We start from the raw sequence: 13692 nt of genomic DNA, 5'->3' as shown, positions 1-13692 counted from the left end.
GAATTTCAACCATACATAAATCATACTGAGGGCATCAATTTCCGTATAACGTCTTTTCACGTTTCATCCATTGGATGACAATAAGGTGATACTCCCAAGCCTTGGTAAGAATAGTTTGGTAAATATAATCAATTCTCAAATTAGTCATAAAAAGTAGATATCAAACAATACCCATACATACAACACTCAACTTGAACTACCAAAAACCTAAATTGACGGAAATCAAAGTTACTCCCGATGTTTATTTCATTGAATTTGTTATCAATTTTCACACAGCGACCTAACCTTATGATTTGTGTGGTTTTATTGTGTTAAATTTTTATCCATCTAATTATTCGATTAATATTCATTCCTTTTTGTCATTTCATAAATCACCTTTAATTCAATAACTTCCACCCCAGTTTCAATAGGGAGTTAAAATGAATAATAAAAAATTAACAATGAGTTTGGCAGGTGTCGGTATCTTGGCTTATTTAGGTACGGTGTATACGGTTGATAAAAACGATCAACGCATTGCCGCTGAAAGCCTCGCGCAATTTTCTTCTTTGGATAAGTCCTCTTTAGACTACCAAGCCATGAAAGTACTCAGTGATAAAGGGTGCGCTTACTGCCACACCAACGAAAGTGAAATGCCCTTCTATTCGGAATGGCCAATCGCGAAAACCCTCATGAATACCGACATACAAACAGGTATGAAGCACTTTGAAATTACGCAACTCTTCAACGGTATTCAGAATAATGAACCAGTATCCGAAGTAGCGCTCGCTCGCATCGAAAAGGTGCTCTACGACGGTTCTATGCCACCTAAGATCTATCAGTCCATGCACTGGTCTGCAGGTATTTCAAATGAAGAAAAACACACTTTATTAAAGTGGATACGCCAAACGAGAGCAGACATTCACCAAGACTCTCCAGTAGATGACAGCCGAAGAGAAGGCACGCTCCAACCTATCTACACCACGTTTGAAGTAGACGAAGACAGAGTAAAGCTGGGCAAAGCGCTCTACCATGACACGCGTCTATCAGGTGATGACACCGTTTCTTGTGCCACTTGCCATGGCCTAGATACAGGCGGTGTCGACAACTTAGTTGGCTCTGTTGGCATTCATGGTCAAGTTGGTGGAATAAATGCACCAACGGTTTTCAACTCGGCGTATAACAAACTGCAATTTTGGGATGGTAGGGCAAACGACTTGCAAGACCAAGCGGGCGGCCCTCCTTTTAACCCTATCGAAATGGGATCAGAAGGTTGGCAACAGATCATCGATAAGCTGAGCAATGATCCTGAGTTAGTTGCCAAATTCGATAAGACTTATGACGGTCAAATCACGGGCGACACCATCACTCATGCTATCGCCGAATTTGAGAAAACCTTGGTGACACCAAACAGCCGCTTCGACCAATACCTGACGGGCAATACCGACGCAATGGACGCGCATGAAAAACACGGACTGAAACTGTTCAAACAATACAGCTGCGATACATGCCACACGGGTGAAGCCATGGGCGGTGAAACCTTTGAAACCATGGGTATGAAAGCGGACTACTTCTCAGACAGAGGAACCGATATCACCCCAGAGGACTTGGGAAGATACAACGTCACGGCAATTGAATCCGACAAGCACAAGTTCAAGGTTCCAACGCTTAGAAACATTGAACTCACTGCACCCTACTTCCACGACGGCCATGCAGAGACACTAGAACAAGCGATCTTTGATATGGGCAAATATCAAGTGGGTGTCGAAATGAGTGATGATGAAGTGGATGCCATCAAAGCCTTCCTAAAAACACTGACCGGCGAATACAAGGGAAATAACCTTAGCCTTAAAGCACAGCAGCAGAGCTAACTAACGTCCATCGAAGCGATAAAATGCTGCCGATAAACTTAAGCCAATAGATTCTTTCTATTGGCTTTTTCATTACACATGGCTCAATTGGTTTTGGAGAAAAGTTAGCGTAGTATGAGCAAAGGATGGTTTGATACGCAATACATGGAGTAACGATGAAGAAAGTACTGGTTTTAGGCGCTTCTGGATATGTTGGTTCACAGCTACTTCCCCTTCTGCTAGAGCAAGGTTATCAAGTAACCGCAGCAGCAAGGCATATCGACTACTTAAAAGCGCGAACTGAGCCTCATGAAAACTTGTCACTCAAATATCTCGATCTTGCAGACCAAGCAGCAACACAAGCTTTGGTTCCCGATTTTGACCTGATCTTCTTCCTCGTCCACGGTATGGCGGAAGGTCACGACTTCATTGATTACGAGTTAAACCTCGCCCGTAACTTCGTATCTGCACTTGGTCCTAAAAATCAGCATGTTATCTACCTGAGTTCACTTCAGCCTCAAACCGGCGACTCTGAGCATCTTCAAGCTAGAAAGAAAACGGGTCAACTGCTTCGTAAAGGATCTGTTCCTGTTACTGAGCTTCGAGCTGGCGTCATCATCGGACCGGGCTCTGCTGCGTTTGAGATAATGCGAGACTTCGTTTACAACCTACCCATCATGGTTGCGCCGAAATGGGTCGACTCAAAAGCAAACCCTATCGCATTAAAAAACCTAAATTACTATTTGTTAAAGCTCGCACAAGATACCCCAAGTGAAAGCCAAACCTTTGAGGTGGGTGGGCCAGATATCGTCTCTTATCGAAATCAATTCGCACATATTGCTAAAACCGCAGACCGTCCACTGAGGTTGTGGGCAACCTCTCTGCTCACACCTAAAATCGCTTCTTATTGGCTGGGCGTGGTCACCTCTGTCCCTTCCAACATAGGTAGAGCCTTACTCGCTGGTTTAAAGCATGACTTTATTGCCAACTCGACTACCATCCAAGAAAAGTATCCGCAAAAACTCGTGTCATTCGAGAGCATGGTAGAACAAGCGATTCACGCCGAAGGTAACTTCGTAAAAAGTAATGTGTGGGGCTTCGATAAAACCGCATTCAAACGCTGGCAAGCCGGATATGGTTACTACCCCAAGAAGACTGGCGCAAGTATCATGTCTAGTGCCTCGCTAGAGTCGCTTTGGCACGTGGCTCAACAAATCGGAAGCCCGAAACAAGGTTACTTCTTCGCTAACGCTTTATGGCGCACAAGAGAATGGTTAGACCTTCTGTTTGGCGGCGGAGTACCCGTGCGACAAATGCCGGAAGGACCAAAACTAAAAGTGGGCGACAAAATCGATTCATGGAAAGTGATTCGTTGTGAAGAGAACCAATTTCTATCGCTACTGTTTGGCATGAAAGGCCCGGGTTTGGGGCGACTGGAGATCACCGTTTCTGACAACGGAGATTCTCGTGAACTGAACATATCAGCTTGGTGGCACCCGAAAGGCTTTCTAGGGCTACTGTATTGGTTTGCGATGATGCCAGCTCACCTGTTTATCTTTAAAGGGATGGTGAAAGCGATAGAGAAGCAGGCACAAGAGCAGATGCGGGATTCGAGTAACGAGATGCGAAAAAATTAAAAGCAGATGCGAGATTCGGGTGACGGGATGCGAAAAGACTTAATAGCAAATTAGCGACATGTGCTGTGAGATACGAAGAGCGGATAATTCCGCTCTTCGTATCTCTCATCTCGTATCCCGAATCCGCTACTAGCCGATAACGCTAATTGGGATCTCAGCCAATTGATTACCTTGGTTAGCAGGGTAAACGATGTATTCACCGTGATACTTCACAGCAGACTTGTAGTCCGTCACTTTGTGAAGCATAAAGCCCGCTTCCATCGCCGCTTGGATGAACTCTGCGTGGTTACCACGAACAAACCAGTTCATCGGTTTAACCATCAACTCACCGTCGAAAGAGTCGTCGCACTGTTTGCCGCACAAGGCAAATGAGTGCTCACCATCGGTAAAGAATTGGATTTTTCCGCCAGTGGTTAGTTCGTCTTCGCTCGATACGCTCCAACCCATCTCGTACATCTTGTCCATAAACGCTTCAACATCGCTGTCTTTTAGCGCTTTAGGCTCTTCGCCTTCAGGGAAAAACTGACCGTAAAACGCAGAGATACGTTTGAAGGTAAAGGTTAAATCAGAGTTGTTCCCCTTTGAGCGGCCCTGCTTTTGCCAGCGAACTAAATCTGGGACAATCACGCGATCATAAGCTTGAGATTTAATCGCTTTTGTTACCCAACGAACAAGATAAAGGTTGTTCGCGATAGGTGCGTCGATCGCTTTGCCAGACTTATGCAGAGCATACAGCTCGCCCAGCGCATCGTTCACTAACTTCTGAATTTCAATATAGTATTTTGACATTATGCCTTCTTTCCTAATGTCCAATATAGTAATGCTGACAGTATTGCACATGCTGCCATCACCATAGCCATTGGTCCTGCAGTGTCACTTGGTAACATGGCAACAATTGCCCCCACCACAGAACCAGTACCAAATCTTAACGTGCCCGCAAGCGAAGAAGCTGTGCCGGCCATATTCGGGTATCCGCTTAATAACAGCGCCATTGAGTTACTACCAATGGTAGACAGTGTGCCGATAAACAGCATCACGAATGGCACAATACCCCACAAACCGATATCTAACATCCAACCAACTAACAGACCTAAGCCCGCAAACAGTTGAATGGTTAAGCCGACTCTGAGCATAGCGTGAGAGCCCACTTTCTTAACAATTCGACCATTGATGCTCGTCATCAAGATCATCGCGACAATGTTCAAGCCGAACAGGTAGCCAAACAGATCAGGGCGAACGCCATAGATATCGATGTAAACGAATGAACCTGCCGTTAAGAACGCAAACATACCTGAGAATGAGAATGCACCAGAGAAAATCAGGCCCATCGCCGTTGGGTTCTTACACAGTCGAGCATAGTTACGAATCGTTGTTTTAAAGCGCAGTGGTTGTCGGTTTTCTGCAGGAAGCGTTTCTGGGATCTTCATCGATACCGCTAGAATCACGATCACCGCAAAGATAGCCAAAACCCAGAAAATTGAACGCCAACCGAACCACAACGCTAAGTAACCGCCAATCATCGGAGCAACCAATGGCGCAACTGTCATCACCAAAGTAACGAAAGACATGGTTCTTGCGAAATCTTCACGATCGAACATGTCTCTTACCACCGCTTGGATGATAACGGCCGCCGCAGCACCAGCAAAACCTTGAGCGGTACGGATGTAAGTCAGCGCTTCAATGCCATGAGTTGTCGCACTCACCATAGAAGCGATAGCAAACAGGAACACACCAATAAGCAATACAGGCTTACGACCGTAGCTATCTGCCAACGGGCCATGCAGCAACTGCCCTAGCGCGAAACCTGCGGTATAGGCTGTTAGCGTGATTTGTACCTCACCCGCCGTCACACCAAGATCTTTGGCAATGGTCGGCATCGCTGGCAGATACATATCAATGGCTAGCGGAGTAAGTGCACCAATCGCACCTAGAATCAAAAACAGCACTAAGCCTAATTGAGGTGTTTCTGGTTGGGAGCTTGGGCTCTGTGAGGTCGATGTCTGCATGGTTCTCCGAATGTTCAACTGATAGAGCTAGGGACTCGCGTGAATACGCGAGTCAAAGATTGGCTGAGACTTTCCTAGTACCAGTCAACATCATCAGCCGACGCTATCCATGGTCGGCTTTACAACGAAAGGGTTATTTCCAGATTGAATCGACTTCTTCTTGTGTTAGGTAACGGTATTCACCTAACTCTAAAGATTCGTCCATCTCAATTTCGCCAATACGTTCACGGTGCAGTGCTTCTACTTTGTTACCAAGAGCAGCAAACATACGTTTAACTTGGTGGTATTTGCCTTCGTGAATCGTTAGCAGCACTTCACGCTCTGCACGAACTTCTAGGTGTGCAGGAAGTGTTAGGCCATCTTCGCTCTTAAGCTGGATGCCCTCTTTGAATTTTTCAACGTAATCGTCTTCAACAGGTTCAACCAACCATACACGGTACGTCTTCTCGCACTTGTGCTTTGGCGAAGTGATACGGTGAGACCACTTACCATCGTCGGTAATCAACACAAGACCTGTTGTATCAATATCTAGACGGCCAGCAAAGTGCAGCTTGTCCATTTTGATTTCATCAAGTAATTCAAACGCGATACGATTTGCGCCATCTTCATGCGAACAAACAAAGCCTTCTGGCTTATAAAGCATGATGTAACGTGGGCCGTGAACATTCAGTTCATTGCCTTGCCATTCCACAACGCACTCTTCAGTTACCTTGAGTGAACCGCTTTTTTGAATGACATCATTTACTGTCACTGCCTTGGATTTTAATAAGTGTGTTGCTTCTCTTCGAGTGACGCCTAATGCATCGCACAGAAATTTATCTAAACGCATGAATACCTCAACTAATCTAAGTCGGGTATTATAGTCACCTTTGCTCAATTAGTTGAGCTATTTCACACTATTTGTTTTCCTTCTTACAAGATGCGATATGTATACACTCCGCCCGTACCAAGCTGATTCTGTAAAATCAGTGATTCATTACTTCAGAAAACACCAAACTCCGGCTGTTCTCGTGCTTCCGACGGGTGCAGGGAAAAGCCTTGTGATTGCAGAGTTGGCAAGACTTGCGAAAGGTCGAGTGTTGGTACTTGCTCACGTAAAAGAGTTGGTTGAACAGAACCATGAAAAGTATGAAGGTTACGGGCTGAAAGGCTCGATTTTCTCTGCGGGTTTAGGACGCAAAGAGACCGACCAACAAGTCGTGTTTGCTTCGGTGCAATCTGTGGTGCGAAATCTCGATTCATTCTCTAACCAATTTTCACTGTTGGTTATCGACGAATGCCACCGTGTTCCCGATGAAAAAACCAGTAGTTATCAGAAAGTGATCACTCACTTGCGCGAGAATAATTCTGGCATCAAGGTGCTTGGATTAACAGCGACCCCATATCGTCTTGGGATGGGTTGGATTTATCAATACCACACTCGCGGTCAAGTGCGTTCAGATGAGCCACGTTTCTTCCGCGACTGTATCTTTGAGCTGCCGATTCGTTACCTGCTCGACGAAGGCTTTCTCACACCAGCACGCATGATTGATGCACCCGTTTTGAGCTATGACTTTTCGCAGTTAAAGCCCGCGAGCACTGGTCGTTACAAAGAAGCAGAACTCGACATGGTTATCGAGCAATCGAAACGAGCGACTCCGCAGATTGTCGACCAGATTATTCATCTAGCCCAAGACAAGCTAGGCATCATGGTATTCGCTGCCACCGTTCGACACGCACAAGAGATCCTCGGCTTATTGCCAGAAGGTGAAGCTTCAATTGTGATTGGTGACACGCCGACGCTCGAGCGTGACCAAATAATCAGCGACTTCAAAGAACGTAAAATCAAGTTCTTGGTTAACGTATCGGTATTAACCACAGGTTTTGATGCGCCACACGTCGATTTAATCGCGATTTTACGTCCTACAGAATCCATCAGTTTGTATCAACAAATCGTTGGCCGCGGCTTACGCCTATCTCCAGGTAAGAAAGAGTGTTTGGTGCTCGACTATGCGGGCAACAGTTACGACCTTTACCAACCTGAAGTGGGCGACCCTAAACCCGATTCAGACAGTGAAATCATCACCATCCCTTGCCCGGCGTGCGGCTTCAATAATAACTTTTGGGGCAAACTAGACAGTAATGGCTTCTTGCTTGAGCACTTTGGTCGTAAATGCCAAGGCTACTTTACCGATGAAGACACGGGCGAACGCGAACACTGCAACTATCGTTTCCGAGCGAAATATTGCGGTGAATGTGGTGCGGACAACGACATTGCCGCGCGTATTTGTCATGAGTGCGACGCCACCTTGGTTGACCCAGACAAAAAGCTCAAAGAGGCACTCAATCTAAAAGATGCTCTAGTGTTTGAGTGTTTAGAAATGGACCTCAATGTACTCAAGGATGATAAAGGGAAGTCGCAGCTTAAAGTCACTTATCGTGGCGAAAACCAAGCGCAAGTGCATGAATTTTGGTCATTAACTACCAAGAAGCAGAAGCAAAACTTCAAAGACCAGTTTGTTCGCCCCCACCTTGCAGATAGACACAGGCCTTTTGAAGAAACGTCGCCATCGAAAGTGGTTGCTCACCAACATAGATTCCGCCCACCACAATTCGTGATTGCGCGTAAAGTTGGACGCTTTTGGAAAATGAGAGACAAGATATTCGAAGACGAACTACAACAACGTTGAGGTTAAGGGTAAGTCTTACGTTCTTAACACTTGGTGGTTAGTCTGTCGTAACTTACGCCGCTGTTAAGCGCAAATTTTAGGTATCAATTTCTCATTATTAATCAGGTTCACTTTCTGTTCAGAATTACTTTTTTATACTGAACGCTATCAACCTTCTCTAGGATTCGCTATGTTTAGTAAAGCTATGATTTCTCTGTTTTCTATAAGCTTAGGCTTATTTGTTTCTGCTGGCGTATGGGCTGACTCACATCATAATGGTCACGACCTAGTACAAGACGTCCACAAAGCAGGAACCCGAATCGAATTCGAAGAAGATCAAGACGAAGTCTATGAAGCGGTTCGAGAAGGCTATATTCGCCCTTTCTCTGAAATGTATGCCGCGGTAGAAAACGATCTTCATGGCCGAATCATTAAAGTCGAGCTAGAAGAAGATGATGATATTTGGGTGTATGAGCTAAAAATTAACTTCCAAAACAACATCATCAAAGTTGAATACAACGCCGAAACGTTGGACATGCTAAAAATTGAAGGCCGTAACTTTAAAAACGCAATTAAACACGGCGACTAATTAAGCGCGACGAATAATCCAGCACAACGAAGAATCATTACAAGAATTAAGAAGAACAATTATGAAAATTTTAGTCGTTGAAGACGAACCTCGTTTGGGCCAACAAATTATTGAAACACTTGAAGGAGCCGACTGGGTTCCAGAACTTTCTCAAGATGGTATTGATGCGCTCTACCGTGCGACCTCAGAAGAGTGGGACGCGATTGTTCTCGATTTAGGGCTTCCTAAGCTTGATGGCCTAACCGTTTTAAAAGGTATCCGAGACGAAAACATTAACACACCCGTGATTATCTTGAGTGCTCGTGACACCTTAACCCAGCGTGTTGAAGGCTTAAACGCAGGCGCAGATGATTACCTGACTAAACCATTCGAAATGGTTGAGTTGATTGCCCGTATTCGTGCTCAATTGCGCCGAGCTTCAGGCAGCGCAGCGCCAGTTCTTCAAATTGGTGATTTAAGCCTAGACACTCGCAGCTCTAAAGTTTTATGGCAAGGCCAAGCCGTAAGCCTAACAGCACTGGAATATAAGGTTGTCGCGTACTTCATGCATAACCAAAACAAGGTTATCTCGCGCACTGAATTGGTTGAGCACATCTACAAACAAGATTTCGACCGCGACTCAAACACAGTTGAGGTGTTTATAGGTCGAATCCGTAAGAAAATTGCACCAAAGATCATCAAAACGGTGCGTGGCCTCGGCTACCAACTGAATGCTGAATAGCGCCCTATCTAAATTACACTAGAGGCAATCGTCAACGAGACCCAGTGTAATAGCCAATTAAATGGACAGCCTGTTCTGATCATCGAAGTACAATCAAATAACGGTGGGCAAAGGCAGGCTTGAAATGCATGAATCTAAAGAAACGAACACTTAAAAACATCAGTTTAAAAAGCCGCTTGCTCCTCGCTGCGGCTTTTTGGCTTGGTGCGATGATATTAGCGGCAGGTGTCGGAATACCGAAACTGGTGAACGACTACCTGGTCGATGACATGAAGCAGCAGCTTTCCCTAACCATGGACGAGCTCACCGCCAATATCGAAACCAACGATAATGGTAACCTTATCATGGCGGAACGCCTGTCTGATCCTAGGTTTAACCAACCCTACAGTGGCATCTATTGGCGCGCCTCAACCCAAGACCAAATCATTCGTTCTCGTTCTCTATGGGACAAGGACCTCACCATCAAGCGTTCTCCTATTCACACCTCTATCAAAGGGCCTGAAAAAGAGAAGCTGATTTACATCGAACAAGACATCTACCTGCCTTCACTCAGCGATCCTATCACCATCACCATTGGTATAGATGAAGATCCATTAGAGTCGACTCTTGCTGAGCTAACGGGGCAAGTATGGTTGATTCTGATGTTGTTGTTCGTTGGCGTGCTAATGTTAATTGGTATTCAAGTCAGCTGGTCTCTATTACCTCTTAGTAAGATGCAGCGCGAGTTGGTGATGCTGAGAAAGGGTGAACAGCAAGGGCTAAGCGATAACTACCCGAAAGAGGTCTCTCCGTTAGTTTCGGACCTCAATGCCCTACTCTTTCATTACCAAGAATTACTAGAACGTGCTCGTAACCACGCGGGTAACCTATCTCATGCATTGAAAACACCATTATCGGTGATGAAAAATGAAATCGAGCTGCTGCCCGACAACGAGAAGAAACTGTTACAGCAACCCATTCAACAAATCCAAAGCCAAATAGACTATCACCTTGGTCGCGCTCGTATGGCGGGTGCAATGAACATCCTTTCAGTGAAGTCGTCGCCTTGTGAACGTGTTGAAGCGATCTCGATGGCGTTTGATAAAGTTTATGCCGCCAATGAAGTCACAATGATCAACGAGTTGGACTCTGAACTTGAGGTCGCTGTCGAAAAAACCGACCTAGATGAGATGGTCGGTAACTTACTCGAAAACAGTTACAAGTGGGCGGGCAGCATTATTCGCGTTCACGCTAATGAATTGGCTGACGGCAATGTCGAGTTGATTATTGAAGATGACGGGCAAGGCATTCCCGAAGAGAAACTCGAACAAGTGACCAAGCGAGGCGTAAGGCTCGATGAAACCACTCCCGGAACAGGTCTAGGGCTGAATATTGTGAATGAGATGGCACACAGTTACCGTGGCAGCTTAACGCTCAGTAAAAGCTCAATGGGCGGCTTGAAAGCATCCCTTGTTCTAAAAGTATCTCAGGCTTCTTAAACCAAGACACTCATACTCTCATTAGCCCTTTGGTAAAAAATCAGGAGTTTGCGGATCACACGCAAACTCCTGATTTATCTTTATATGGTTATAACTCAAACAGAGTTAGCTCATCGAATGCAGACCAATGACATTGCCTTCGGTATCAATAACCACACTGATGAAACCATGCTGCCCAATCGCCATTTTAGGCACTTGCAAAACACCACCGTTCGCTGCTGCTAAACTTGCCTCTGTCGCGCAGTCCTCACAAGAGAAATACACCATAGTGCTGTTGCCTCCCGCCTTTACGTCGGGCATGGAACACAAGGCTCCTGTCGCGCCGTATTTTTCCATCTCGCAAGGGAACACCCACATTTCAATATCGATGCCCGTTTCGTTATCTAACTTCTCCAACGTCACTTTAAACACCGCTTCGTAAAACGTTTTAGCTCTTGCCATGTCGTCGACATAGATTTCAAACCAACCAACCGGATTCATTTGCATCACTTTGTCCTTAGCTTTCGCCCTTGTTCACCCTTAATTAGGATAGACAAAGTTGGCGAAGTTAGAGTCGGGAGATGACTCAAAGAGAGTGTTGGCTTCAGTCCGCATGAACAAAATAGATAGAGATGAACAAGTAGAAACGACCGAACCCTGTTGAATTTAGCATTCAAACAGAGTTCGTATTAGACAAAATTCAGAAAACCTAAAGGCTAGATATCATTCACCGCAACATCTAAGGTCTGTTGCTCATTACTGTACGAGCTTGCGCCAATGACCAAGATCTTTCCGTCGGTGTAGTAGTCATGTTGATCATTCATTGCTTCAGCATTGGCGAGAGGCAAATTAACGAGTTCGATGCTTGGGTAAGCCGATTTAATTTGCAGAGCCAACCTATCACGTTCTTCATCGACATTCGGGTCGATCTTATGAAGTATGGTCACAATCCCAGAATACGATGTCACTTTTAAACCATCATCGTAACTGATTGCTCCTAACCACTTGGGTTGATTGCTGTTGCTGTCTAGCCCAGCATTCCACCAGCGTATGTGGCTTCTTTTCATCAAGTTTCCCGGTAGTTGGAACGCCATGTCTTGTGGTTGATTGCGCCAATATAGGTCAGACACGGGCGGCGTCTTATCTTTAAGCAGTTCAAGGTAATGGGTCCACTCAATCTCGTTTCGAGAGAAGGTTTGGTTCTCAATCCAACCCAGTTGATTCATTAGTTTACGTGGCGATTCCCCAACATACACGACATTGATTGCTTGCGCGTCATAAATAGGAGACAGCCCAGGAAATGCTTTATAAGTCACTTGTTGTAAATCGACCGTGCTCACTTGTACTGTCGCTTGTTGTGCTTGAAAGTCATCTGCTTTCCAGAAGAAATGAGCATAGTTCGCGTAACACAACCAAGCGACTAAAAAGGCACTGGTTTTCAACGTTAACTTTCGCCATTTAAGTTTGTAGCCGACAACGAAGAAGACCGACACCGCAACTAAGCCAATCAATAAGCTTTGATGTTCCGTAAGAAAAACCTTAACCGCACCCAGTAACGGAAACTGTTCAACACCGTGTGCTAACAACATGCCCCAAGCGATAAATTGACCGCCACCAAGCAACAAACCTATCGAAGAGAACAGCGTAAAACTGCTCCATTTAACACGGTGAGAACCCGCGATAAAAGGCACCACCCAAGCGATAGGCCCTAATAAGCGAGCAAAAAGAATGATGTATGTACCTTTACGAGCAACCAAATAGCGGCAGCGCGCAATTAGTCTCTTGGTTTTAGGACGAAACTTAATGAGTCTTCGTTGCGCCTTAACACCGTATCTATAACCAATGAAATAACTGAGTTGGTCACCAAGTAAACCACCTAGCATTACCAAAACCAACGCCATCCATGCACCTGAATACAGTTGAAAGCCCGCTGCGATAAAAAAGGGCTCTCCCGGTACAAATAGGTTTGGGCCAATGAGAGCATCACCCAATGCTCCCAGAAACAGCCCTAGTCCATCAAACATAACAACCTCAATGCTTACTGTTCTTTGTAGTGACCAAACTTGTAGTTCATCTCGTTGTTACGCATTTCGCCTTTAAAGAAGCGTCTTACATTGGCTTTAAGATAAGTAGAGCCTGTCTTCACAACGCCATCTTGGTCTAAACGACGTGGGTCAAAGCCAAAGGTCATATTCAGGAATCTAAATCGCCATGTTTTGCTCGCACGTTTTACGTAGTCACAGTCTTCACACAGTACGATCTCTTCATCGAAACCGCTGATCTCATCATGCGCTCGTTTCGTCGAGAAAATACATGCGCCAATCGCCGTCGGGAAAAAGAACTGAGTAGTAAACAAGCCTGCGTTAAATAGCCCGTAACCAAACTTGTGTACAAGCGGCAAACCTTTCGAGCTCATGTAGACACCCGCCACTTCAAGTTTCTTCTCTTCTAGTTCATAAAGCGCTTTCGCAAGGAAGTTTCGAGGCAAGCTCACATCAGCATCCAAGAAAAGGATCCTGTTGTATTGCGCCAATGACGCACCTGTATTTCGGCCAAGGCTCACACCACGATTTTCCATATAATGAACAGTTAGCTTTGGCAACGCGTTTTCATAAGCTTGCGCCACTTCTCTGGTGTTATCTTCACTGTTCGAGTCGACAACAATCACTTCAAAATCTTGGTGGGTTTGCACACTCAACTCTTCCATTAAGCGGCTAATGCGTTTCTCTTCGTTTAGCGTAATTACTACAATGCTTACCGGTTCCATATTTTCACCTATTCATTCTGCTGTTTAATTAACACTAATAT

The 13692-nt window shown here is 45.3% G+C and carries 12 protein-coding genes; 6 read left to right on the top strand and 6 right to left on the bottom strand.

The genetic code is table 11. The annotated features are described in order from the left end of the window. The first annotated feature begins 419 nt into the window (after positions 1–419). Both OQJ75_RS09430 and OQJ75_RS09425 read left to right on the top strand, forming a co-directional pair. Positions 420–1847, top strand: coding sequence for a cytochrome-c peroxidase (locus OQJ75_RS09430; protein ID WP_265972770.1), 1428 nt, complete (start codon positions 420–422; stop codon positions 1845–1847). A gap of 155 nt (positions 1848–2002) precedes the next feature. Continuing rightward, positions 2003–3463 (top strand): DUF2867 domain-containing protein, encoded by a 1461-nt coding sequence (locus tag OQJ75_RS09425; protein WP_265972769.1) that lies wholly within the window; start codon positions 2003–2005, stop codon positions 3461–3463. A gap of 129 nt (positions 3464–3592) precedes the next feature. Here OQJ75_RS09425 and OQJ75_RS09420 read toward each other — a convergent pair whose 3' ends face one another. The 3 genes from OQJ75_RS09420 to rsuA all read right to left on the bottom strand — a co-directional run bounded on the left by OQJ75_RS09420 (position 3593) and on the right by rsuA (position 6298). Then, a complete protein-coding gene (locus OQJ75_RS09420) occupies positions 3593–4252 on the bottom strand; it encodes a DUF2913 family protein (RefSeq protein ID WP_048664780.1) in 660 nt (219 codons plus the stop codon). Next, positions 4252–5469 (bottom strand): Bcr/CflA family multidrug efflux MFS transporter, encoded by a 1218-nt coding sequence (locus OQJ75_RS09415; protein WP_265972766.1) that lies wholly within the window; start codon positions 5467–5469, stop codon positions 4252–4254. Before OQJ75_RS09415 ends, OQJ75_RS09420 begins: the two co-directional genes overlap by 1 nt. Before the next feature lie 133 nt (positions 5470–5602). Then, on the bottom strand, positions 5603–6298 hold the full coding sequence (rsuA, locus tag OQJ75_RS09410) for a 16S rRNA pseudouridine(516) synthase RsuA (RefSeq protein ID WP_017060380.1): 696 nt from the start codon (positions 6296–6298) through the stop codon (positions 5603–5605). Between the two features lie 97 nt (positions 6299–6395). On the opposite strand from rsuA, the gene OQJ75_RS09405 reads away from it, so the two are divergent. The 4 genes from OQJ75_RS09405 (at position 6396) to OQJ75_RS09390 (ending at position 10905) form a co-directional block, all read left to right on the top strand. Further along, entirely contained in the window at positions 6396–8138 is a 1743-nt protein-coding gene (locus OQJ75_RS09405) for a DEAD/DEAH box helicase (protein WP_265972765.1), read from the top strand. A gap of 169 nt (positions 8139–8307) precedes the next feature. Further along, positions 8308–8706, top strand: coding sequence for a PepSY domain-containing protein (locus tag OQJ75_RS09400; RefSeq protein ID WP_265972764.1), 399 nt, complete (start codon positions 8308–8310; stop codon positions 8704–8706). A 61-nt stretch (positions 8707–8767) separates the two neighbouring features. Further along, positions 8768–9427, top strand: coding sequence for a response regulator transcription factor (locus OQJ75_RS09395; RefSeq protein ID WP_004741316.1), 660 nt, complete (start codon positions 8768–8770; stop codon positions 9425–9427). Between the two features lie 128 nt (positions 9428–9555). Continuing rightward, positions 9556–10905, top strand: a complete 1350-nt coding sequence (locus tag OQJ75_RS09390; RefSeq protein ID WP_132763692.1) for an ATP-binding protein — start codon at positions 9556–9558, stop codon at positions 10903–10905. A gap of 105 nt (positions 10906–11010) precedes the next feature. Here the strand turns inward: OQJ75_RS09390 and OQJ75_RS09385 are convergent, their stop codons facing one another. The 3 genes from OQJ75_RS09385 to OQJ75_RS09375 form a co-directional block, all read right to left on the bottom strand. Then, positions 11011–11391 carry a VOC family protein gene (locus OQJ75_RS09385; protein WP_265972759.1) on the bottom strand — a complete coding sequence of 127 codons (381 nt, stop codon included), beginning with the start codon at positions 11389–11391 and terminating at the stop codon, positions 11011–11013. 209 nt (positions 11392–11600) lie between these two features. Continuing rightward, positions 11601–12908: an LssY C-terminal domain-containing protein gene (locus tag OQJ75_RS09380; RefSeq protein WP_265972758.1), complete on the bottom strand. Its 1308-nt coding sequence runs from the start codon at positions 12906–12908 to the stop codon at positions 11601–11603. Between the two features lie 14 nt (positions 12909–12922). Further along, positions 12923–13651: a glycosyltransferase family 2 protein gene (locus OQJ75_RS09375; RefSeq protein ID WP_265972757.1), complete on the bottom strand. Its 729-nt coding sequence runs from the start codon at positions 13649–13651 to the stop codon at positions 12923–12925. Positions 13652–13692: the final 41 nt, after the last annotated feature.

The organism is Vibrio sp. 14G-20 (assembly GCF_026241515.1).
Taxonomy (GTDB): domain Bacteria; phylum Pseudomonadota; class Gammaproteobacteria; order Enterobacterales; family Vibrionaceae; genus Vibrio.
The sequence above is the reverse complement of the archived record's forward strand: the minus strand, read 5'-3'. Positions and strand labels throughout refer to the sequence as shown.